The sequence below is a fragment of the Stutzerimonas marianensis genome (genome assembly GCF_022810315.1).
Classification (GTDB): domain Bacteria; phylum Pseudomonadota; class Gammaproteobacteria; order Pseudomonadales; family Pseudomonadaceae; genus Stutzerimonas; species Stutzerimonas marianensis.
This window is the reverse complement of record NZ_JALGRD010000002.1, coordinates 343402-363737: the sequence shown is the minus strand read 5'-3', so window position 1 is coordinate 363737 and position 20336 is coordinate 343402. Positions and strand designations below refer to the sequence as shown.

The window sequence follows — 20336 nt, the reverse complement described above, 5'->3', positions numbered from 1 at the left end:
CAAATGTCCGACGAAAACCAACTGGTCCAACTGACCACCGAGTTCAAGAAAGCCACCGATGAAGTCAAAAAGCTGGGCGAAGACATCACCGGCAAGATGGCTCACGGTGAAAAAATCACCGCGGACCTGAAAGAGCAGGCCGACAACGCCCTGACCCTGATGAACGGCTTCAAAGCCCGTGTCGATGAGCTGGAACAGAAGCTGGCTCGCCGCGGCGAAGAGGGCGAAAAGCAGCAGCACAAAACCTTCGGCGAGCAGTTCGTGGAGTCCCAGAACTTCAAGAGCCTGTCCGAATCGAACTCGCAGCGCGGCCGTGCCGACATGCAGTTCAAGGCGACGATTACTCTGGCAACTACCGACGCGGCCGGCTCTGCGGGCGATCTGGTCCAGAACACTCGCCTGCCAGGCATGATCATGCAGCCAGAGCGCCGCTTGACCGTTCGTGACCTGATCACCCCTGGCCGCATGGACGGCAACGTCCTCGAGTACGTGCAGGAAACCGGCTTCACCAACAACGCCGGCATGGTCGCTGAAACTGCACTCAAGCCTCAGTCGGACATCCAGTTCGAACTGAAGAACACCAGCGCAAAGGTCATCGCGCATTGGGTCAAGGCCTCGCGCCAGATCATGTCCGACGCACCGATGCTCGCCAGCTACATCGACGGCAAGCTGCGCTACGGCCTGGCCTACAAGGAAGAGCAGCAGTTGCTCAACGGTGACGGTACTGGGCAAAACCTGCTCGGCATCATCCCGCAGGCGACCGCGTACAGCGCCCCTCTCACCGTAACCGGTGCCACCACGCTCGACACGCTGCGCCTTGCGATGTTGCAGGCGGTTCTGGCTGAGTTCCCGGCCACTGGCCACGTGCTCAACCCGATCGACTGGGCTGGCATTGAGCTGACCAAGGACGCGGATGGGCGCTACATCATCGGCCAGCCTCAGGGTGTCGCATCGCCGACCATGTGGGGTCTTCCGGTCGTTGCCACCCAGGCAATCACCTCCGGCAAGTTCCTGACCGGCGCGTTCAAGCTGGGTGCCCAGCTGTTCGACCGCTGGCAGTCACGCGTCGAGGTTGCCACCGAGAACGAAGACGACTTCGTCAAGAACTTGGTGACCATCCTGGCGGAAGAGCGTCTGGCTCTGGCGGTTTACCGTCCCGAGGCCTTCATCTACGGCGACATCGCTCCGGCCGTGACTCCGTAACGCAATAAGGGGCCGGCTTCGGCTGGCCCTTCCTAGAGGTAAAAAATGGCAAGCAAGGTCACCTATGACGTGAAGCGCGAGCACTTCGGCGATAAGCAGTATGTGACTGGCGACACGCGAGAGCTTGACCCCAATGAGGCGAAACGTCTCGTCGAATTAGGTGTTTTGGCAGAGCAGAAGCCAGCCAAGGCGCAAGAAACAAAGGCCGTAAAGGCTCCCTCGAACAAGGCCATGAAGGCCGCACCCGAGAACAAGTAAATGCTGATTACCGTCACCCCTGCAACGGTCGAGCCGGTCACGCTGGAAGAGGCCAAGGCCCATTTGCGCGTCGATCATGATGCGGATGACGGTCTGATCAGCTCGCATATCGCCGCGGCGCGAGAAGTCGTAGAGCGTTTCACTGGGCGCGCGCTTGCGGCTGCCACCTACCGCTGGGCATCAGAGGATTGCGGGCCGTATCTACTGCCAATCTGGCCCGCATCTGTAACGCTCGTTTCTTCGGTAGTGAACGGATCCAGAGTGGATGCTGACGTCTTCGACTTCGATGCCGACCGATCGATTGTTTCTGGCGACTTCGGAACCGCTGTGCGTGTCGAATTCGCAACAGATCCAGGCGCAGTGCCTGAATCGCTGAAGGCCGCAATCAAGCTTCGTGTCGAAGCCATGTATGACGCATCTCCAGACGAAAAGGAGACGCTGATCAAGGCGGCCGACGCGCTGGCTCAACCTTTCCGGATGAACATGGGCGTATGAAGACAATCTCGTATCGACTTCGCCATCGGATCACGCTCGAGCGCCCTGGCCTGAATCAAGATCCTGTCAGCGGTGAGATGATCCCAGGCTGGCAAGTGTTCGCAGAGAGCGTGCCGGCCTCGATTGAGCCGCTTTCCGCACGGGATTTCATCGCCGCTCAGGCCAATCAGTCGGAAATCACGGCGCGAATCGTCATTCGCTACCGGCCGGGTATCCTGCCGACGATGCGGATTCTGCACCGCGGCAAGGTTTACGCGATCCACGGCGCGCTGCCGGACGCCGATTCAGGGCTCGAATACATCACCTTGCCGGTTTCAGAGGGTGTATCTGATGGCTGACTCCGTCGAATTCAGCATAACGGGCCTGGACTCGCTGCTCGGCAAGCTGGATTCCGTGACGGATGACGTTAAGCGCAAGGGCGGGCGGTTCGCCCTGCGGAAAGCGGCTCAAATCATCGTCGACAAGGCCAAGCAGAACGCCCAGCGCATCGACGACTCCGAAACAGGTCGAGCGATCGCAGACAACATCGCGATGCGCTGGAACGGGCGCCTCTTCAAGCGAACTGGCGACCTTGGGTTTCGTATCGGCGTGCTGACGGGTTCGATTCGCAACATGGAACCGGGCAACCCTGATACTGGGCCGGGCGGCGCGACCCCGCACGCAATGCTGGTCGAGCTAGGCACCGAGAAAGCCCGCGCTCAGCCATACCTTCGGCCTGCGGCTGATAACAACATCGGCGAAGTGGTTGATGAGTTCGTGCGCCAGTACGAGAAAGCTCTCGATAGAGCAATCAAGCGAGCCACGAAAAAGGCCGCAAAGGGTGGATAAATGTTCCCGCCAATCTTTCAAGTCGCAGCAGCAGATACTGGCGTAACGGCTGTGCTCGGCACCGATCCGGTTCGCCTGTATCCGTTCGGTGAGGCTCCAGAAGGCACTGTTCTCCCGTATGCCGTCTGGCAGCTCGCTAGCGGGGCGCCGGAGAACTACATCAACCAACGTCCAGACATGGACAATTTCACGCTACAGTTCGACGTATACGCAGCCACAGGCGCATCGGCGCGCGCTGTAGGAGAAGCGTTGCGCGATTCAATCGAACTCCGCGCCCATATAACCCGCTGGGGCGGTGAATCCAAGGACGAAGAGACTGGCCGCTACCGGCTCAGCTTCGACGTGGACTGGAAGACGCCACGCTGACCCCAGTTCAACCCCAACAACCCGCCTCCGAGCGGGTTTTTTATTGCCCAAAAACCCGTACTGAGGAACACACATGGCCATTATTTCCCAAGGCTCGCAGGTCTACATGCTGGCCGAGAGCGAAACCCCCGGCACCTTCGAGGTCGTCGCGATCGCCTGCGCTACTGCTTTCAACCCGGGCGGCTCGCCGGCTGACCAGATCGAGACCACCTGCCTCGAGGAAAACGACCGCTCGTATATGCCAGGTCTGCGCACTCCGGGCCAAGCATCGCTCACCGTCAACTTCGACCCGAGCGAGCCGAGCCACGTCCGTATGTTCGAGCTGAGTCAGATGAATCCGGCTCCGACTCTGAAGTGGGCGCTGGGTTGGTCTGATGGCACCGAGGCACCGACCGTTGCTGTCGGCGGCGAAGACTTCGAGCTTCCCGCGACCCGCACCTGGTTCACCTTCGAAGGCTACCTGTCCGACGTGCCGTTCGACTTCGCACAGAACAGCGTAGTTTCCAGCGCCGTGACCATTCAGCGCTCCGGTGGAGCCGCACTGATTCCGAAGGCATAACCATGCAACTGAGCATTGATTCCCTCAAGCAGATGGGCGCCTTCACCGGCGCCCCGGTGGAGCGCACCGTCAAGTGGAAGCAGGGCGAACATGAGCTGGAGGCGACCGTCTACGTACGGCCGCTTTCGTACCGCTCCGCTGTCTCTGATCTGTCTGCCATGAACGGCAAGACCGATGCCGTTGCGGGGCGCATCGCTGCCTGCATCTGCGACGAGAGCGGCAAACCCGTCTTCACCGCAGCCGACATTACTGGCGAGGCTGATCCGGATCGCGGGCCGCTCGACGGCAACCTGACCTTCGCCCTGCTGGCCGTGATTGGCGAAGTGAACGGCATGGGAAAGACGACGAGCTGACCGACGCCGACGAACTCTGGCATGAACTGGTGCTCTCCGGGGTGGGCGGTCGAACGATTGCCGAAGCCCAGGAGAACATTGGCTACCCAGAGTTCGTTCGGTGGGCAAAATACCGGGCCAAGCGCGGAAGCTTCAACCTTGGGCTGCGCATAGAGCGCGGATCAGCTCTCTTGGCAACGCTCTATGCCAACAGCAAATCGAAGAACGGCGGCTATCAGCTGCACGACTTTGCGCCTCACCATGATCAGCCAGTCTTGACGCTGGAGGATCTGCAGAGCTGGGTTTAAGCCTTCTGTGCGTGATAGATTCCGCTCTCACACGGGAGGGGTCTATGAAGATAGTAGGCGGGTCATTTGGATTGAAGGGAAGCGCTTTCTTCAGTCGAGACAAGCTATGTATTGAAGGTTCGCGCAAAGCCGAATATGGGCCGGAAGGCGTGCGAGCTGTTGCAGCCAGATCAGAAACAGAGAAGAAGTTCGGCTTGATCGGCTGTGCAGTGGGTGCGCTTTTGCTGGGCGGCCTGGGGCTGTTCTTCCTCGGCCTGTTCGGGGCGATTCTCGGTATCGTGTTTGCGGTCGCCGGCTCCTTCTACTCGACCAAAAAGAATGTGGCCGACTTAACCTTCGAGGACGGATCGACCCTCACCCTTGAATGCACCGGCCGCGCCATGGATAAGCTAGTCCGGTTTACGAGCAAGTAGTATTCGCATAATCAACAAGACCCGCTTCGGCGGGTTTTTTATTGCCCAAAGGAAAGTCCATGGCCTCGAAGTCACTCGGAACGCTCACGCTCGACCTGGTAGCGAAAACAGGTGGGTTCGTCGCCGGCATGGACAAGGCCGAGCGCAGTTCGGCCAAGTGGAAACGTGAAGTCCAGAAAAATATGGACGCGGCTGGCAAAGCCGTCGGCGCCGCGTCCGCCGTTGCGGTTGGCGCCCTGGCGGTTTGGGTCAAAAGCAGCATCAACTCAGCTGCAGAGATCCAGAATCTGGCGAAGGTCGCCAACGTCTCGACGACTGAGTTTCAGAAGTTCGCAGCCGGCGCTCGCACGGTCGGCATTGAGAACGACAAGCTGTCTGACATCCTCAAGGATGTGAACGACAAGGTGGGTGACTTCCTTGTGACTGGCGGCGGCGAGCTGAAAGAGTTTTTCGAGCAAGTCGCGCCGAAGGTGGGCGTGACCGCCGAGCAGTTCCGCAATCTGTCGGGCCCGCAGGCTCTCGGGCTGTACGTCGACACGCTGGAAAAGGCTGGCGCCAACCAGCAGGAAATGACCTTCTTCCTGGAGGCTATTGCCAATGACGCGACGTTGTTGGCTCCGCTGCTGCGCAATGGCGGCAAAGAAATGCGCGGCCTGGCTGACGAGGCGCAGAACCTTGGCTTGATCCTGTCCGAGGAGACCATTGCAGGTGCTAAGCAGTTCAACGATGACCTAGACCTGCTAGGAAGAGTGGCCGGAGGGGTGGGCCAGCAAATCGCCGCAGAACTGCTGCCGGATCTGCTGGAACTGACCAACACGCTGCGCGATCCGCAAACCGCCAAGGCTGCCGCCGATATGGCGAAGGCAGTGGTGGGCTCGTTCACAACTATTATCGACGGCGCCCGGAACACCGTTCAGTTCATTCAATGGGCTGCCGAATCTGCCGCTGCGTTCATGAACGGTATCGCCGCAGATGATCTTGTTCGCCTGAATGACGAAATTGAGCGGCTGGAGGAAATGAAGGCGTCCGGCGCGCTAGATCGGCTCGTTTTCTTTGGGCGCGACGGAATCGTCAAGCTCTACAGTAAAGAGGAGATTGACGCCGAGCTGGCAGAGCTGCGGGCAGCAGCTGAAGCGGCGATGCAGGGCGGCAAGCCGATTGCCCTTCCGGTCGAGCCGAAGCTGACCTCAGGCCCATCAGCGGGCGGGCCCGGCCTAAACCTTGGTGGCGGCCAATCAGAAGAGGCCGCCAAGGCTGCGGAAAAGGCCGCAGCGGCGATCACTAAGCAGGTCGAAGCCCTTCAGGAGCAAGCCGACACCCTCGGCATGAGTTCCGAAGCGCTTGCCATTTACAACCTGGAACAGGCCAAAGCCAGCGATGCGCAGATGGCGCAGGCGCGGGCCGCGCTGGAAACGATCTCAGCTTATGAGAAGCAAAAAGAGCAGACGGAGGCATATGCGGAACTGGTCGCCAGCCTGCGCACGGAGGAAGAACAGCTAACCGACCAGATGCGAGAGCGCCTGGCCGTGCTGGATGCGATGCAAGGCATTGAGCCTGACGAGCGCATGCAGGTCGCGGGTCGCATAGCGGGCGCTGCAACGTCAGATGCACCGGAGTTCGGCGGCCTGGCTCCCGAGGTGGGCGGCGCATTAGGCGAGCTTCTGAAGATAGACGAGGCCGAGGAAAAGCTGCAAGAGTGGTACGACACTCAGCTTGAAATGCTCGAGCAGTTCCGCCAGGACCGCGCCGACCTCGCCGCAGTGTGGGATGAGGAAGAGTTAGCACTGAAGCAGCAGCACGAAGACGAGCTTGCACGAATCGAGCAGGCCCGCCAGATGGCGCAGCTGGCATCGGCAGAAAGCATCTTCGGTGACCTTGCAGGACTGACAAAGACCTTTGCTGGCGAGCAGTCCGGGCTCTACAAGGCGATGTTTGCGGTCCAGAAGGCCGCGGCAATTGCTCAGTCAATGGTTGCCATTCAGACCGGCATAGCAATGGCTGCGGCAAACCCGTTCCCTGCAAACCTTGCAGCTATGGCCTCAGTCGCAGCCGCCACAGCCAGCATCGTTAGCAACATCGGCGCTATCGGCATGGCCCACGAAGGCATCGACGCAATTCCTGAAACCGGCACTTGGCTGCTGGAGAAGGGCGAGCGCGTCACAACCGCCGAAACCAGCGCAAAGCTCGACAAGACGCTGAGCGACATCCAGTCGGGAGGCACTGGAGCTCCGGTCGTAAACCTGTACGAAGACGCCAGCAAGGCCGGAACGGTCAGCAATCGCCAGGAGAACGGGCAAAACGTCATCGATATCTTCGTGAGCGACATCATGAGCGACGGCAAGGCGCAGAAAGCGATTAGCCGGAAATTCGGAATCCAAGGGGTGGGGCAATGATCGAGTATCCGCGCGAATATTTGCCACTTCCGCTGCGCGAGGGCTATTCCTTCCAGGCGGTTAGCCCCATGGTTCGCACGGAGATGCAGAGTGGACGGGCTAGGCAGCGGCGCCGGTTTACATCGGTGCCGACGATGGCCTCGGTCGCTTGGATATTCGATGACGTCCAGGCGCAGCTGTTCGAAGCATGGTTCGAGGATGCGCTTAAATCAGGCTCGGAGTGGTTCGACTGTCCGCTGAAGACGCCAGAGGGTGGCATCCAGGACTACGCCGCGCGTTTCACCGACATCTACCAAGGCCCGGCGCTCGTTGGCAAAAGCCATTGGCGTTTTACGGCTGAGCTTGAGTTGCGCGAGCGGCCGATCCTAGCGCCAGGCTGGGGCAGCTTCCCCGGCTTTATCGCTCAACAGAGCATCGTCGACATTGCACTTAACCGGGAGTGGCCAGAATCGAAGTACCAGACCTTCATGGGCGCGCTTGACGAAGGCATAAATCAGGAGTGGCCGTAATGACCATCCTTGAGCAAGTCTATGCATCGGGCGGCGACGTGATCATTCACACGCTGGAGATCACGTGCGCTGCCTGGGCTGAGCCGATCCTGCTGTGCGAGGGCTTCGAAAACCAGTCGGTGATCGATGAGAACGGGCGCGCCTTGACTTTCGAGGCCGCAGCCTTCCAGCTCGCAGAGCCAGAGCGCAGCAACCGCGGCAGTCAGACGCTCGACTTCGCTGTCGATGGAGTCATGGGCACGGCACAGCAGAAGGTCGACGCGGCTCTGGAGGAAGAGGAGCGCATCACGCTGATCTACCGGAAGTTTCTCGCCAGCAACCTGTCCGAGCCGGCCGAGCGCCCGTATCGCATGACCATCCTTGGCGGCGAGATGAATGGCTCGACGGTCCAGCTGCAAGCAGGGTTCTTCGACCTGATCAACCGGCAGTGGCCGCGCGACGTTTACTCCACGACGTTCTCCCCTGGCCTGAGATACCTCTGATGCTCGAGCAATACCTATTCGCCCGTTACGTGGACGGCGGGCGAGGCGAGGTCGTGGGCGGCGTTCGGGAATTCGACTGCTGGGGTCTGGCTACGGCGATCCGCGAGGAGCTGCTGGGTCTGCAGCCTTTGCCCGATGCCGGCGTGATCAGTCGCCACTGCCTGCGAGAGTCAGCCAAAAGCTACCGAGTGTACGCCGATCTGCTGCCAGAAGGGCCGCCAATACCCGGCGCCCTGGCCGCCGTCATGAGTGGCGAGCTTTGCACCCACGTCGGCGTTGTCCTCGAGCTGGACGGGATGCTGGCCGTAGCAGAGATCAACCCAAAGTCCGGCTTTCGCTGGCTCCGCATAGCCGACTTCGAACGCACCTATTACCGAGTGAAATACCATGCCGATCGAGATTTACGCGAGCAAGTTTGCGGCCGAGCCGGCTGAGCGGTACGAGACTACCGAGCGCGTAACCGTCGCCGCCTGGCTGCGCGCCAATGTGCCGAGCTTCGAGGCGCGCGAAAATGCGCCAATCAGCGTAACGATCAACGGGCAGCTGATTGAGTCGGGGGCGTGGGATGCCGCGGAGTTAGCGCCGTCTGACAGCGTCTCGATCTGCGTCGAGCCAAAGGGCAGCGCGCTGGAATCCATCTTTCGGCCGGGCCCGCTGGCCAAGCTGTTTGGTTTGGGCAACCCGTTTGCTCAGCCGAAGGCTCCGACCGCACCGAAAAACCCCGGAAAGGGGCAGGATCTCGACCTTGCCAGGGTAAAGGGCAATCAGGTCTCGCTGAACGCCGTCATCCCAGAGATTGCTGGCCGCTTCAAGCGCTACCCGGATTACCTGCTGCCAGCACATCGCTACTTTGGTGCGCCGCGTGAACACTGGATCGAGATGCTGCTGTGTATCGGCAAGGGCAAGTACGACCTGCCTGCCAGCCGCATTAGGGTTGGCGACACGCCGATCATCTCTCTCGGCGAGGATGCGGAATTTGCCATCTACCAACCAGGCGCCGATCTCAGCGAAGAATCGGCCGCTAACTGGTGGCACAGCGCGTCTGAGGTTGGGGCAACGTCGACCGGCACGGCAGGGCTCGAGTTGAACGCTACTTACAGCGTAGCGCCTGATCCGGATGCGACTGCCTATGGTTTTGTCGGATTCGAGGTGGGCATCCCCCCTGGCGCCGGAGAATTCCCTGAAGGCTGGGCGGCTGGCATGATTGTTAGGATAGAGGTGCCGTATCCCTATACCGTCGTGGAGGGCGGAGCTTCGCGGGACATCATCCAGGGCGACCTTTCACAGCTTGCACCATTCCCTGGAATGCAGATCGAGATAATTGGCGACAACGCCGGCTTTTATCAGGTTGAGACCTTCGCCGAAGGTATTGATGCGCCAGACGAGATGACGCTCAGCTACGTCAACGGCGGCGCGGTCACTGGCCTCAAGACCGGCTCTGTGAGCATGGGTATAGGCTATGCAGGCCTCCGCTATCGGCTGACTGCAGCCGGCCAATATTCAATCTCGGTTGATCGTCTGACTGATGAAGGCGCTACTGACAGCGCGTGGCCTGGCTTTCTGGCGCTGACAACATCTGGCGCCACGCTTTACTTGGATGGCTCAACTCAAGAGGGCGCATGGGCTGGGCCGTTCTCAGCGTGCCCTGATGGCGAAACAACCCAGAAGATCGAATGGGACGTGATGTTCCCGCAGGGCCTCTCTTACATCAGCCAGAACTCCGGCAATGTCAAGACGCTTTCGGTTACGACTGAGCTGCAATACCGCGATCGAGACACGGCCGGAGAGTGGACCAGCATCAAGAAGACCTACACCGGCACGACTCTAGACACTATAGGGTTTACTGAATTGGTCGAGCTGCCCGAGGCGATCCGCCCTGAGGTGCGCATGCGGCGTATAGGTGCAAAGTCGACGAAGACGAACTATCAAGACGTGGTTCAGTGGTACGGTCTCAAGGCTCAATTGCCGATCAAGAAGTCATACGAAGGCGTAACGGTGCTAGCTGTCAGGGTGCGCGGCGGAGATCGCCTGGCATCGCAGTCGGAGAACCTGATCTCCGTCGAGCCGACGCGTGTTCTCCCTGTCCGCAACGGCAACGCCTGGGATGTGGAAACGCCGACGAGGGATATCGTGCCTTGGGTTATCCACGTCGCGCACTCGATTGGCTATACGGACGATGACCTGGACATGGCGGAGCTAGACCGCCTGCACGCCATCTGGACCGCGCGCGGCGACTATTACGATGCAGCCATCGAGTCAGCCGGGACCGTCAAGCAGTCGCTATTAGAGGCCCTGCAGGCTGGATTTGCGGACTTCACCATCGACCGCGGGCTGATTAGGCCTGTTCGTGACGAGCCGCGCACGGTCATGGAGCATCCATATACGCCGCAGAACATGACAAAGCCGTTGACCAGGCAGTTCTCAGCGCTCAAGCCGGACGACTTCGATGGAGTTGATGTGGAGTACGTCGACAGCCACACCTGGCAGAAGGAGACAGTTCAGTGCCGTCTGCCTGGTGACGCAGGGTTGCGTGTCGAGAAACTGAAGCTGGATGGCGTGACTGGCAAGACTCAGGCCTGGCGAATCGGGATGCGGCGCCGGATGGAACAGAAATACCGGCGCTGGTCGTACAGCTTTGGCACTGAACTGGACGCGCTGAACAGTCGCTATCTCAGCTACGTTCCGCTTCAGGATGACGTACCGGGCTACGGGCAGAGCGCAATCATGCTCAGCTACGACAACGGCATCATCGAGTCATCCGAGCCATTCGACTGGTCGGCTGGCGGTGCGCATGTGGTCGGTATTCGCCGGCCAGATGGCACGCTGTCTGGTCCATACGCCGCGACGCGCATCGACGACTATCTACTGTCCATCAGTGGTCTGGACTTCGAGCCCGACACCAGCTGGAGCATCGAGCCGCCGCACTTGCTATTCGGACCGGTCAATCGCTGGAGCTATCCGGCACTGATAACGTCGATCAGCCCGAGCGGGACTGATGGCGCATCGGTCGAGGCAGTCAACTACGCGCCCGAGGTCTACGCCTACGACGACGCAACGCCACCCGCCTAACAACTAGCCAACACCACATACCGGACACGGCCCGCAAGGACGCCGTGCGGATTTGCACGCCTGGAGTAAATGCATGACTTTCAATACCCGAAACAACGTCCCGTCGACCGATCCGCGCGACCTATACGACAACGCCGAAAATCTCGACAAGCTGGTTAACGGCGGTGATCCGTTCTATGCCGACCGCAAGGGCGTGCTGCGCCAGTCCTGGGCGGGAATGGAGAACGATTTCGACACGTCGCAAGAAGGCCGCGAGAACGCATTCACGCTGAGCCAGGCTGACAAAGAAAGCCGGTTCCAGGCATTTCTGGTGTCGTCCGGCTATGTCAGCAAGGGTGACTATGCGGCAGGCGTCGTCCTGATAGAGCGGAACGAGTACGTCGCTGTCGATGCAGCCACTACCGGCACGACTGCCGGCCTCTATCGGCCGGGTCCTGGCGCTACGCTACCTCTGACGCTGACAGGCACTTGGGCGACCGACGAGACCAGCCTCGTATTGCTTGGGGATGACGTGCTGCGGCAGGAATTGGCTGGCCCTGACGGGGCGGTCATGGTTGGTATAGCACCGGGTGTCACCCTCGACGCGCTTTTCGATGATGAAGATCTGAACAATGGGGCTACCATCGTCGCACGCTCTTACCGTTCGATCCCAACAATTGCCGACCTCCGCACAACTGTTGGGCGCTACAACGGTGATCAAGCCTTCTTGCTTGGCCATACACAGCCGGGGTATGGCGGTGGCCCTTGGCGCTGGGATGCATCGAGTGTTGCCGCAGACAACAACGGGACAATAGTCGGATCGGGTACGGGGCGGTGGGTTCGGCAAGCGCCGATTCCGTGCTCTTACGATTTCGGCGCGCTGCCAGGCGTGGACGCGACAGATGCAACGAACGCAATGTTGGCGAGCCTGAGCACGTTTGCGACCTGTCGTATCAATTCCGGCCTCACGCATGACGGGACCGTGAATATCGTCAAGGACGGAACCAATATCATTGGTGACGGCAAGTATTCTGCGCGCGTCAAGTTTCTACACGCAACGAAGTCCGTGAGCGTTCAGGCCGAATATTGCCACATGGAGCAAGGCGGTTGGATTGGCCCTATTTCTTCCGGGACGGGGTCAGGCCACTATCTGTTCGTTGACGACCGCACAACTAAGACTGCTGATTTCGATTTCGATATCGAAAATAGTTTCGTCGGCTTCTGCGGGAAATTGGTCAACGCCAAAGGGCGAGGCGTGAAGCTCAAGCAGAACGACATCGTGTACGTACTCGATGGCGTGCTTGAAATAACGCCGCCGCTCGAGGCGGATTTCGTTGCAGGCACGGCAGATTTCTCGCAGTACACAACCGGCTTCCGGACATATGAAATAACCGGCAACCGCATCCACGAGGTGTATGGCCCGCTGGTCATGAACAGTGGCAACAATGCGGCTAATGTTCGAGGGTTCGTGGTTGCAGGGAATAACGGAGATGCGAAGGCCAAGATGTGGGATGGCTATATGCGCGATGTTGTTTTCGGTCCAAACAACTTCAACTACTGCGGCTCGAACGTAGGCGGGACCACGTTGTTCGCAGCAACCGGGATTGATAACGTAGAGATCCGCGGCAACTTTGCAGGGATGGACGCATTCACCACGTCAGGCGGCACAGCGTTCTCGGCGCGATCGATAGAGTACGGCCTGATATGCTCGGGGCCATGCATTGGCCTGACGGTGGATGTGTCCTATAAGAACCTCCTGCGTGAGTTCGTACTGCTACAAAACGGCGGGACTCGTCTCGATATTACGCTCAACGGTGACAGGCCTTCGTTATCAACTTCTGGCGCCGTCGTATCGCTAGTAGGTGCTACCTGCAACGGAGTTCGCGTCTCTGGAACGCTGCGTAACACTGACCCCGGGACGCAATTCATACCGGTGCGCCGCGTTGGTGCGATCGATGTGAACCAGCACGACCTTAGCGCGCTGAACATATCGGGCGGCAACTTCTTGCGGCACAACTTCCTCGCTGCACAGGCAGCGGAAAACGGATCGTATGCCTACGGGTATGTAGGGGACGGCGCCGCTTCAAAGGCCATCACGACACCGTTTCCACCGAAAAGCGTCCAGTTTTTCTATGGAACTAGCGCCGCCATGGGAAGTATCGACTTTAGCCTGTCCGGGCTAACGCTAACCGCAACAGGATTTACTGTGAGCGGGACGCTTAACACCTCCGGTACTGTTTACAAGTTCGTCGCGTCCTGATCTATCGCCCCGCTAGTCGGGGCTCTTTATTGCCTGGAGTTTCCCATGACCCTCTCTGAAATACGGGAGCGAGCCATAGCGCCCGCTCTCGCGATGCTGCCTGCGCGGATGAATAGCGCGGCGGCTGAGGTGCAGATGCTTGCGATCGGCCTGCAGGAATCTCGGTTCGAGCATCGTCGCCAGATCGGCGGGCCGGCCCGTGGTTTCTGGCAGTTCGAACAGGGCGGCGGGGTGCGTGGCGTGCTGCGCCATTCGGCCAGCCGCGAACACGCATTGGCTGTATGCCGTGCACGAAACGTCATCGCCACCGAAGGCGCCGTCTATGCCGCGCTCGAGCACGACGATGTCCTGGCTGCGGCGTTTGCCCGGCTGCTGCTATGGACTGATCCGAAAGCCCTGCCGGCCATTGGTGACGAGCAAGGCGCGTGGGATCTGTACCTGCGCGTATGGCGACCGGGCAAGCCGCATCGGCACACCTGGAACGCGCTGTATGCGCAAGCGATGGAGGAGGTCGCATGACCGCCTGGCTGAAGCTGGTCCCGACTTGGGCCTACTTGGTCCTTGGCTTGGTCCTTGCGGTGGGCGTGCAGCAGGTTAGGGTGATGTCGGCTCAGTCTGACGCCTCAAAAGCACAAGCCGACCTTTCCGACTACCGCGCCGAAGTCAGCGAGCGCGACCGCCGCGCCGCTATGGCAGTCATCCAAGAGAATCAGCGGCGCCAGGCCGCAACGGAGAAAGCAGATGCAGAGGCACAGGAACAACTGGCTGCAGCGCGTACTGACGCTGAGCGCGCTGGCAGTGCTCTTGAGCGCCTGCAGCAGCGCCTCGCCGCAGCCGAGCAGCGCAGTCGTGACGCCGGCAATGCCATCACTGCCCAGCTCGGCCAGGCAGCCGAAGACGCCGCCCGAGTGCGAGCCGACGTGTTCGGCCGGGTTGGAGAGGCTGCTCAACTCTATGCTCGAGTCGCCGACGAGCGGGGAGTAGCGGGTGCCGCGTGTGAGCGGGCCTATGATGCGGTGAAGGGGAATTAAAGTTGCCCGGACGGGCTGGGAGGGCGGGAAATTTCTTCCCCAAAACGCAAACGTAAGTGTTTGATTCTATTGGATCGGCAGAGCACGCAAAATGCTGTGTTTTGGATGGGTGAAAACGGCCCAAAAGCCGCGCGGCACTAGGCGTTGCGCCCTGTGAGTGCCGCGTCCCACGCCTTGATGCCAAACAGGCACAGTCTATTTTTCGAATCAGGCATAACAGGGCTCCAGGTTCTCCGGCCAGGCTGGGTCGCGGATTATGCCATGTCGGGACGAAGCCTGCCGCCCGTCGGGAGGATGCGGCGGTCGGGTAGGCAACGGGATCGGATCTCACTCGCTGGTTATCGCGCCCAACCCGAGCAGCTCTTCGATCGGCTGCTCGTGAGTCGGCCGTACCACGCGCCCCAACTCCTCGCCCTGGCGCATAAGGATCAGCGTCGGCCACAGCTTGACCCGAAAGGAGCGCCCCAGCGGGCGCCCCGGCCCGTCCTCAATCTTCAGGTGACGCAGCTCGTGCCCGGCGAGCACGCTCGCCAAGGGGGCCTGTGCGGCCCGGCAATGTCCACACCAGTCGGTGCCGAATTCGAGCAGGGTGACGCCATCGAGGGCGTCCACCTCGGCGCGTGTCGGGGCGCTGGCACTGTAGCGTTCGGTCATCTGCATGCGGTTCTCCTCTGGCCGTCATTGGTTGAGTCGCCCGGGCGGCAGCGGTTCAGCCTGTGCGACGTCGGGCGTTGCGATCATTTCCCGGTTTGGCGTGTCCACAAAGGACCACCGCTACGACGAGGAATCTCCATGGCACGCAAGCATTTCGAACACTATGAAGCGATTTCATCGGCAGTCCCGGTCGATGACGCCTTCGAGGCGGTGATCGCCGTCAAGCGTCGCGGTACCGATGAGAACGCCCATGTCTTCAAGGTAGCCAACGGTCGCCGCTACGATTTGGCATCCGAAGCGGACGTCGCGGCGGAGGCAGCCTTGACCAAGGTGCGGGAGGTCAGCGACGCCGGTGAGCTGATCTGGGAAGAACACGCGATCTGACGGAGGTACGCATGAATGAGTCCGAGCAGGAGCCGAAAGGTCCGGAGCGCGACAAGCGGGATGAAGCCGATCAGGCTGACATCCCCGAGCACATGAAGCCTGAAAATCTGGAGAAGCTGCGCGACTACGGCAAGGACATGATCCCGCCAGGCGTCGCCTGAGTAGCCGGGCGCCAGCGCGCCCGGTGGGTTCACAGCGACTCGATGAAGGCGCGGATGCGCTGGGCGGCTTCGATGCACTCGGCCAGCGGAGCGACGAGCGCCATGCGCACCCGGCCTGATCCAGGATTCAGGCCGTCGACCTCACGCGACAGGTACGAACCCGGCACGACGGTGACGTGCTCACGCGCGAAGAGTTCGCGGGTGAAGCGCTGATCGTCAATCGGGGTTCGCGGCCACAGGTAAAAACCGCCATCAGGGCGTCGAACGTCCATGACCGGCGCCAGGATGTCCAGCACAGCGTCGAACTTCTCCCGATACAGCTCGCGGTTGGCCCGCACATGCGCTTCGTCGTTCCAGGCCGCGATACTCGCCAACTGGGTCTGCACCGGCATCGCGCAGCCATGGTAGGTGCGGTAGAGCAGAAAGGCCTTGAGGATCTCGGCATCGCCAGCGACGAAACCCGAGCGCAGCCCAGGCAGGTTCGAGCGTTTGGACAGGCTGTGGAAGACCACGCAACGATGGAAGTCGTCACGCCCCAGCGCGGCGCAGGCGGTCAGCAAGCCGGCCGGAGGTTGCGATTCGTCGAAGTAGAGTTCGCTGTAGCATTCGTCGGCCGCGATCACGAAGTCATGTTCGTCAGCCAGCGTGATGAGGCGCTTCAGGGTATCCAGCGGTACGAGTGCACCGGTGGGGTTGCCTGGGGAGCACAGAAAGAGAATCTGTGTGCGTTGCCAGACGTCGGTCGGGACGGCATCGAAGTCGGGGTTGAAGCCGTTCGCTTCGGTGCAGGGCAGGTAGTGCGGCGTCGCGCCGGCTAGCAGGGCCGCGCCTTCGTAGATCTGGTAGAAGGGGTTGGGGCTCAGCACCAGCGCACCCGGCTCGCGTCTGACTACGGCCTGAGTGAAGGCGAACAGCGCCTCCCGCGTTCCATTCACGGGCAGCACATGGCGCGCCGGATCGACCGCCCCTGCTGTTACACCAAAGCGACGTTCGCACCAGCGCGCGATGGACTCACGCAGCGCCGGGATGCCGAGCGTGGTCGGGTACACGGCAAGCTGGTCGAGGTTGTCGGTCAGCGCTTGGGCAACGAAGTCCGGCGAGCGGTGCTTTGGTTCGCCTATCGACAGGGAAATCGGGCGTTTGTCGGCCGAGGGCTTGGCGTCGGCCAGCAGGCCGCGGAGTTTCTCGAACGGGTAGGGCTGCAGCAGGGTCAGGGCGTCATTCATCGTTGTGGTCTTCGACACGTCGGGAAGCGCCGGGCGCTTCGATTGGGTCAGTCGCTGCGTGCGCCACCGTAGTAGGCGCAGCCGCGCAAGGTCTGGTCGTCTAGGCGTAGCTCGGCAGTGAGGTGCGTGACCGCTCCGCTGGCGCTGTCGACGCAGCGTTGCGGTGCGACCCAAAGGTCGATGCGCTGCGTATTGGCTTCGCTGCTGAAACTGGTCTGCCCGTCCGGCAGCTGCTCCTCCAGGTAAGGCACCGCCATGGGCGCGTCGCCAAGACGGTTCAGGAGCATGCCGGCCTTGGTCACCACCACGTTCCAGCCGGGTTCGTGACCACTGGCGCGCAGCAACGTCAGCGGCAGGTCGGGGTCGTCGCAACCCGGGCCTTCCGCCTGCAGCCGGTACACACGGGTGAGTTCCAGACGGCCCTGCGCGAGGTGCCCTCGGACATCCGCGTAAAGCGGCTGGCCGGCCGACAGGGCCAGCACATCATCTGGCAGGCCGGTATCGCCGGTGTCGATGAGTTCCAGCTGCCGTTGGGGCCGGCAGGTGGTGAGCATCAGCTGGCCGTCGACGCGCTCGACCGTGCCCTGCAGGCGTTCGGTCGGCGCGGTGGGCTTGCCGCCGGAAAGGGACTGGCAACCAGCAAAGACGGGGAGCAGGGCGAGCAGAAGGACGCGGCAGGAAGGTGTCATCGAAAGGCCCGGAGATGGAGAGAAGCTGCACCATCCGACGAGGGTGCAGCGCTGAATCAGTTGCCCTTGACGGTCCTGCCGTCGACGGTGCCTTCCTGGAGCATGATCTGGTATTCCTTGCCGTCCTTCTCGATCTGATGCAGGCGGACCAGCAGGAAGTCCCAATCCTTGGCGAACCAGAGGATGGTCTGGCGCTTGCTCTGGGTCGGATCGCGCACGCGCTCGACCTTGATCGCATCGACCTGGCCGGCTTTGGTGCTGACGGCTTCCTCACCCAGTACGCGGAAGTCGTAGGTTTCGATCTCGTCGCCGTCGACGACCTGGTAGCTCATGCTCTTTTCACCGGCCGCTACCGCGTGCTGCAGGGCAATCTGGTAGGTGGACTTGTCGAGCAGACCGGTGTTCAACGGCAGCTCCACCGAGTCGCCGCGGTCTTCGCCAATCACTTTCTTGGCTTGCCAGTCGAACTCGTGGCTGATCGTCTTGCCTCGGCCGAGGCCGCTGCGCTTGAGGCGGTAGCTCTGCGGGATGAAACGCTCGCCTTCGATTTTGAAGGTGCTGCGCTCGTTGAAGCTGGCCACCAGCATGGACGCTTCGAAATCGAGCCGCCAGGTCTCAGCGTCAACCTTTTCCAGGCTGCGTTGGGCGGTGCCGCTGACCGGAACCTGTTTCCAGTCCGCGGTGTAGCTAGCGGAGAAGGGCTTGAGCTCCAGGGCCTGGACCGGCAGGGCCAGAACGGCGAGGGTGAGCAACAAGACGCGACGCATAGAGTCTCCTAGATTCGTACGAGGTGGCCGGTGCCCGGCAGCGGATTGCCGTCAAGCATCGCGCCTTGCTCGGCCAGGCGCAAGCGGCCTTCGGCGAACCAGCGGACGGCCAGCGGATAGATGATGTGCTCGGCCGCATGCACGCGGCTCGTCAGGCTTTCGAGGGTTTCGCCGGGCTGGACCGACAGGTACGCCTGAATGGCAACCGGGCCGCCATCGAGCTCCTCGGTGACGAAATGCACGCTGCAGCCATGCTCGGTATCGCCGGCTTCGAGCGCACGGCGATGGGTATCCAGCCCTTTGTATTTGGGCAGCAGGGACGGATGGATGTTCAGCAACCGTCCCTGGTAATGCCGAACGAAGCCTGGCGTCAGAATTCGCATGAAGCCGGCCAGGACCACCAGGTCAGGTTGGTGCTTGTCGATGATCGCCATCAGCGCCGCGTCGAAGGCTTCCCGGTCGGCGAAATCCTTGTGGCGGACCAGATGCGTCGCAATTCCAGCCGCCTGAGCACGCTGCAGGCCAAACGCTTCCTCGCGGTTGGAGACGACCGCACGGATCCGGGCGGCGTTCTTCTCATCCTGGCTGTCGAGCAGGGCTTGGAGGTTGCTTCCTGATCCGGAGATCAGCACGACCACATTGCAGGGTGCCGACATCAGTGGGTTTTCAGGTTGTTCAGCACCACACGCTCGACACCTTCTCCGGCCGCGGTGGCTATCTGCCCGATAACCCAAGGCGCTTCACCGGCGCCGCGCAGACAGGCGAGCGCGGCATCGACCTGGTCCTGCGCCACGCAGATGACCATGCCCACGCCGCAGTTGAGGACGCGATGCATCTCGTGTTCGTCGACGTTGCCGTGTTGCTGCAACCAATCGAAGACAGCGGGGCGCTGCCAGCTGGCGACGTCGATGACGGCCTGGCTGCCATCGGGCAATACACGCGGGATGTTGTCCAACAGACCGCCGCCTGTGATATGAGCCATGGCCTTGACCGCGCCGGTTTGCTTGATCAGTTGCAGCAAGGGCTTGACGTAGATGCGGGTCGGCGCCATCAGCAACTGCGCGAGCGGCTTGCCGTCGAGCTGCACCTGCTCGATATCGACGCCGGCCACTTCGATGATCTTGCGGATCAGCGAGTAGCCGTTGGAGTGGGGACCTGACGAGGGTAGTGCGATCAGCGCATCGCCGGCCTGCACCTTGGTACCGTCGATGATTTCGCTCTTTTCCACCACGCCGACGCAGAAGCCGGCCAGGTCGTAGTCCTCGCCTTCATACATGCCGGGCATTTCGGCCGTCTCGCCACCGACCAGTGAACAGCCGGCCAGCTCGCAACCGGCACCGATACCGGTCACGACGGTGGCGGCAACGTCCACGTTGAGCTTGCCGGTGGCGTAATAGTCGAGGAAGAACAGCGGCTCGGCGCCACAGACCACGAGATCGTTGACGCACATGGCGACCAGGTCCTGGCCGATGCTGTCGTGCTGGTTGAGGTTCAGCGCCAGGCGCAGCTTGGTGCCGACACCGTCGGTGCCCGAGACAAGCACCGGCTGCCTGTAGCCGGCAGGGATTTCGCACAGGGCGCCAAAGCCACCCAGCCCGCCCATGACTTCCGGACGCGCAGTGCGCTTGGCTACGCCTTTGATGCGTTCGACCAGCGCTTCGCCTGCATCGATGTCGACGCCAGCGTCCTTGTAGCTGATGGAGGGTTGCTTGCTCATAGAATCCGGACCTGTGAAGGAAGTGCGAAGCGACCGGTCAGAACGAGGCTGCGTGCCGGCGCACGGGGCGCCAGTCCGGTCTGCGGAAAGCGCGCGATTTTATCAGGCTTGCCGCACAGCGGCCATCCCGCGGCGCGCCTCCTGTTCGGCCCCGGCACGATCAGTTGCGCATTACGCCACCTGCACAGGGCGCCGCGGTTGCTCCGATCCTGGCTGCTGTTTAAGGTATAGCCCTTGTCAGCCGTGCCCGGCC

Annotated in this window: 26 protein-coding genes; 20 read left to right on the top strand and 6 right to left on the bottom strand. The window is 61.3% G+C overall.

Translation table 11 applies throughout. The annotated features are described in order from the left end of the window. The first annotated feature begins 3 nt into the window (after positions 1-3). The 18 genes from MST27_RS04815 (at position 4) to MST27_RS22545 (ending at position 14485) form a co-directional block, all read left to right on the top strand. The gene (locus tag MST27_RS04815) at positions 4-1203 is read left to right on the top strand and encodes a phage major capsid protein (RefSeq protein WP_243604870.1); all 1200 of its coding nucleotides are present in this window, start codon (positions 4-6) and stop codon (positions 1201-1203) included. A gap of 45 nt (positions 1204-1248) precedes the next feature. After that, positions 1249-1461, top strand: coding sequence for a hypothetical protein (locus MST27_RS04810; protein ID WP_243604869.1), 213 nt, complete (start codon positions 1249-1251; stop codon positions 1459-1461). Further along, a complete protein-coding gene (locus MST27_RS04805; protein ID WP_243604868.1) occupies positions 1462-1956 on the top strand; it encodes a head-tail connector protein in 495 nt (164 codons plus the stop codon). Beyond that, complete coding sequence (locus MST27_RS04800; protein ID WP_243604867.1) at positions 1953-2294, top strand: phage head closure protein; 342 nt, start codon at positions 1953-1955, stop codon at positions 2292-2294. The genes MST27_RS04805 and MST27_RS04800 overlap by 4 nt, the downstream gene beginning before the upstream one ends. Continuing rightward, positions 2287-2784, top strand: coding sequence for an HK97-gp10 family putative phage morphogenesis protein (locus tag MST27_RS04795; protein ID WP_243604866.1), 498 nt, complete (start codon positions 2287-2289; stop codon positions 2782-2784). The genes MST27_RS04800 and MST27_RS04795 overlap by 8 nt, the downstream gene beginning before the upstream one ends. Beyond that, the gene (gene gp17 / locus MST27_RS04790) at positions 2785-3150 is read left to right on the top strand and encodes a tail completion protein gp17 (RefSeq protein WP_243604865.1); all 366 of its coding nucleotides are present in this window, start codon (positions 2785-2787) and stop codon (positions 3148-3150) included. 73 nt (positions 3151-3223) lie between these two features. After that, the gene (locus MST27_RS04785; protein ID WP_243604864.1) at positions 3224-3709 is read left to right on the top strand and encodes a phage tail tube protein; all 486 of its coding nucleotides are present in this window, start codon (positions 3224-3226) and stop codon (positions 3707-3709) included. A 2-nt stretch (positions 3710-3711) separates the two neighbouring features. Beyond that, the gene (locus tag MST27_RS04780; protein ID WP_243604863.1) at positions 3712-4062 is read left to right on the top strand and encodes a phage tail assembly chaperone family protein, TAC; all 351 of its coding nucleotides are present in this window, start codon (positions 3712-3714) and stop codon (positions 4060-4062) included. A gap of 29 nt (positions 4063-4091) precedes the next feature. Beyond that, a complete protein-coding gene (locus tag MST27_RS04775; protein WP_243604862.1) occupies positions 4092-4349 on the top strand; it encodes a phage tail assembly protein T in 258 nt (85 codons plus the stop codon). Positions 4350-4393: 44 nt separating this feature from the next. After that, on the top strand, positions 4394-4762 hold the full coding sequence (locus tag MST27_RS04770) for a hypothetical protein (RefSeq protein ID WP_243604861.1): 369 nt from the start codon (positions 4394-4396) through the stop codon (positions 4760-4762). Between the two features lie 59 nt (positions 4763-4821). Then, entirely contained in the window at positions 4822-7155 is a 2334-nt protein-coding gene (locus tag MST27_RS04765; RefSeq protein ID WP_243604860.1) for a phage tail tape measure protein, read from the top strand. Continuing rightward, a complete protein-coding gene (locus MST27_RS04760; protein ID WP_243604859.1) occupies positions 7152-7664 on the top strand; it encodes a hypothetical protein in 513 nt (170 codons plus the stop codon). Before MST27_RS04765 ends, MST27_RS04760 begins: the two co-directional genes overlap by 4 nt. Next, a complete protein-coding gene (locus MST27_RS04755; RefSeq protein WP_243604858.1) occupies positions 7664-8146 on the top strand; it encodes a DUF1833 family protein in 483 nt (160 codons plus the stop codon). Before MST27_RS04760 ends, MST27_RS04755 begins: the two co-directional genes overlap by 1 nt. Next, positions 8146-8580, top strand: coding sequence for a hypothetical protein (locus MST27_RS04750; protein ID WP_243604857.1), 435 nt, complete (start codon positions 8146-8148; stop codon positions 8578-8580). Before MST27_RS04755 ends, MST27_RS04750 begins: the two co-directional genes overlap by 1 nt. Then, positions 8534-11215 (top strand): host specificity factor TipJ family phage tail protein, encoded by a 2682-nt coding sequence (locus tag MST27_RS04745; RefSeq protein WP_243604856.1) that lies wholly within the window; start codon positions 8534-8536, stop codon positions 11213-11215. The genes MST27_RS04750 and MST27_RS04745 overlap by 47 nt, the downstream gene beginning before the upstream one ends. Positions 11216-11288: 73 nt before the next feature. Next, entirely contained in the window at positions 11289-13454 is a 2166-nt protein-coding gene (locus tag MST27_RS04740; RefSeq protein ID WP_243604855.1) for a hypothetical protein, read from the top strand. Between the two features lie 45 nt (positions 13455-13499). Further along, positions 13500-13973, top strand: coding sequence for a hypothetical protein (locus tag MST27_RS04735; protein WP_243604854.1), 474 nt, complete (start codon positions 13500-13502; stop codon positions 13971-13973). Beyond that, a complete protein-coding gene (locus tag MST27_RS22545; RefSeq protein ID WP_420864217.1) occupies positions 13901-14485 on the top strand; it encodes a DUF2514 family protein in 585 nt (194 codons plus the stop codon). The genes MST27_RS04735 and MST27_RS22545 overlap by 73 nt, the downstream gene beginning before the upstream one ends. A gap of 327 nt (positions 14486-14812) precedes the next feature. Here MST27_RS22545 and MST27_RS04725 read toward each other — a convergent pair whose 3' ends face one another. Then, positions 14813-15145 carry a thioredoxin family protein gene (locus tag MST27_RS04725; RefSeq protein ID WP_243604852.1) on the bottom strand — a complete coding sequence of 111 codons (333 nt, stop codon included), beginning with the start codon at positions 15143-15145 and terminating at the stop codon, positions 14813-14815. 132 nt (positions 15146-15277) lie between these two features. Here MST27_RS04725 and MST27_RS04720 point away from each other — a divergent pair, with 132 nt between their 5' ends. Then, complete coding sequence (locus MST27_RS04720; RefSeq protein ID WP_243604851.1) at positions 15278-15523, top strand: hypothetical protein; 246 nt, start codon at positions 15278-15280, stop codon at positions 15521-15523. 11 nt (positions 15524-15534) lie between these two features. After that, positions 15535-15684, top strand: coding sequence for a hypothetical protein (locus MST27_RS04715; RefSeq protein ID WP_243604850.1), 150 nt, complete (start codon positions 15535-15537; stop codon positions 15682-15684). Positions 15685-15713: 29 nt separating this feature from the next. On the opposite strand, the gene dapC is transcribed toward MST27_RS04715, so the two are convergent. From dapC to purM, 5 genes are read right to left on the bottom strand one after another with little or no spacing between them, the layout of a single operon-like run. Further along, positions 15714-16910, bottom strand: coding sequence for a succinyldiaminopimelate transaminase (gene dapC, locus MST27_RS04710; RefSeq protein ID WP_243604849.1), 1197 nt, complete (start codon positions 16908-16910; stop codon positions 15714-15716). 47 nt (positions 16911-16957) lie between these two features. Further along, a complete protein-coding gene (locus MST27_RS04705) occupies positions 16958-17599 on the bottom strand; it encodes a COG3650 family protein (RefSeq protein ID WP_243604848.1) in 642 nt (213 codons plus the stop codon). 56 nt (positions 17600-17655) lie between these two features. Beyond that, the gene (locus MST27_RS04700) at positions 17656-18366 is read right to left on the bottom strand and encodes a DUF3108 domain-containing protein (protein ID WP_243604847.1); all 711 of its coding nucleotides are present in this window, start codon (positions 18364-18366) and stop codon (positions 17656-17658) included. An 8-nt stretch (positions 18367-18374) separates the two neighbouring features. Continuing rightward, complete coding sequence (gene purN, locus MST27_RS04695; protein ID WP_243604846.1) at positions 18375-19022, bottom strand: phosphoribosylglycinamide formyltransferase; 648 nt, start codon at positions 19020-19022, stop codon at positions 18375-18377. Next, the gene (gene purM, locus MST27_RS04690; protein ID WP_243604845.1) at positions 19022-20083 is read right to left on the bottom strand and encodes a phosphoribosylformylglycinamidine cyclo-ligase; all 1062 of its coding nucleotides are present in this window, start codon (positions 20081-20083) and stop codon (positions 19022-19024) included. The genes purN and purM overlap by 1 nt, the downstream gene beginning before the upstream one ends. Positions 20084-20336 lie beyond the last annotated feature (253 nt).

What these genes read in the sequence shown, in the direction of transcription:
- MST27_RS04720 (WP_243604851.1), top strand. Translation starts at nt 15,278, where the DNA reads ATGGCACGCAAGCATTTCGAACACTATGAAGCGATTTCATCGGCAGTC.
- MST27_RS04785 (WP_243604864.1), top strand. Translation starts at nt 3,224, where the DNA reads ATGGCCATTATTTCCCAAGGCTCGCAGGTCTACATGCTGGCCGAGAGC.
- MST27_RS04800 (WP_243604867.1), top strand. Translation starts at nt 1,953, where the DNA reads ATGAAGACAATCTCGTATCGACTTCGCCATCGGATCACGCTCGAGCGC.
- MST27_RS04815 (WP_243604870.1), top strand. Translation starts at nt 4, where the DNA reads ATGTCCGACGAAAACCAACTGGTCCAACTGACCACCGAGTTCAAGAAA.
- MST27_RS04705 (WP_243604848.1), bottom strand. Translation starts at nt 17,599, where the DNA reads ATGACACCTTCCTGCCGCGTCCTTCTGCTCGCCCTGCTCCCCGTCTTT.
- purM (WP_243604845.1), bottom strand. Translation starts at nt 20,083, where the DNA reads ATGAGCAAGCAACCCTCCATCAGCTACAAGGACGCTGGCGTCGACATC.
- MST27_RS04780 (WP_243604863.1), top strand. Translation starts at nt 3,712, where the DNA reads ATGCAACTGAGCATTGATTCCCTCAAGCAGATGGGCGCCTTCACCGGC.
- MST27_RS04810 (WP_243604869.1), top strand. Translation starts at nt 1,249, where the DNA reads ATGGCAAGCAAGGTCACCTATGACGTGAAGCGCGAGCACTTCGGCGAT.
- MST27_RS04770 (WP_243604861.1), top strand. Translation starts at nt 4,394, where the DNA reads ATGAAGATAGTAGGCGGGTCATTTGGATTGAAGGGAAGCGCTTTCTTC.
- MST27_RS04700 (WP_243604847.1), bottom strand. Translation starts at nt 18,366, where the DNA reads ATGCGTCGCGTCTTGTTGCTCACCCTCGCCGTTCTGGCCCTGCCGGTC.
- MST27_RS04745 (WP_243604856.1), top strand. Translation starts at nt 8,534, where the DNA reads ATGCCGATCGAGATTTACGCGAGCAAGTTTGCGGCCGAGCCGGCTGAG.
- purN (WP_243604846.1), bottom strand. Translation starts at nt 19,022, where the DNA reads ATGTCGGCACCCTGCAATGTGGTCGTGCTGATCTCCGGATCAGGAAGC.
- gp17 (WP_243604865.1), top strand. Translation starts at nt 2,785, where the DNA reads ATGTTCCCGCCAATCTTTCAAGTCGCAGCAGCAGATACTGGCGTAACG.
- MST27_RS04795 (WP_243604866.1), top strand. Translation starts at nt 2,287, where the DNA reads ATGGCTGACTCCGTCGAATTCAGCATAACGGGCCTGGACTCGCTGCTC.
- MST27_RS04755 (WP_243604858.1), top strand. Translation starts at nt 7,664, where the DNA reads ATGACCATCCTTGAGCAAGTCTATGCATCGGGCGGCGACGTGATCATT.
- dapC (WP_243604849.1), bottom strand. Translation starts at nt 16,910, where the DNA reads ATGAATGACGCCCTGACCCTGCTGCAGCCCTACCCGTTCGAGAAACTC.
- MST27_RS04765 (WP_243604860.1), top strand. Translation starts at nt 4,822, where the DNA reads ATGGCCTCGAAGTCACTCGGAACGCTCACGCTCGACCTGGTAGCGAAA.
- MST27_RS04715 (WP_243604850.1), top strand. Translation starts at nt 15,535, where the DNA reads ATGAATGAGTCCGAGCAGGAGCCGAAAGGTCCGGAGCGCGACAAGCGG.
- MST27_RS04760 (WP_243604859.1), top strand. Translation starts at nt 7,152, where the DNA reads ATGATCGAGTATCCGCGCGAATATTTGCCACTTCCGCTGCGCGAGGGC.
- MST27_RS04805 (WP_243604868.1), top strand. Translation starts at nt 1,462, where the DNA reads ATGCTGATTACCGTCACCCCTGCAACGGTCGAGCCGGTCACGCTGGAA.
- MST27_RS22545 (WP_420864217.1), top strand. Translation starts at nt 13,901, where the DNA reads ATGGCGACCGGGCAAGCCGCATCGGCACACCTGGAACGCGCTGTATGC.
- MST27_RS04750 (WP_243604857.1), top strand. Translation starts at nt 8,146, where the DNA reads ATGCTCGAGCAATACCTATTCGCCCGTTACGTGGACGGCGGGCGAGGC.
- MST27_RS04725 (WP_243604852.1), bottom strand. Translation starts at nt 15,145, where the DNA reads ATGCAGATGACCGAACGCTACAGTGCCAGCGCCCCGACACGCGCCGAG.
- MST27_RS04740 (WP_243604855.1), top strand. Translation starts at nt 11,289, where the DNA reads ATGACTTTCAATACCCGAAACAACGTCCCGTCGACCGATCCGCGCGAC.
- MST27_RS04735 (WP_243604854.1), top strand. Translation starts at nt 13,500, where the DNA reads ATGACCCTCTCTGAAATACGGGAGCGAGCCATAGCGCCCGCTCTCGCG.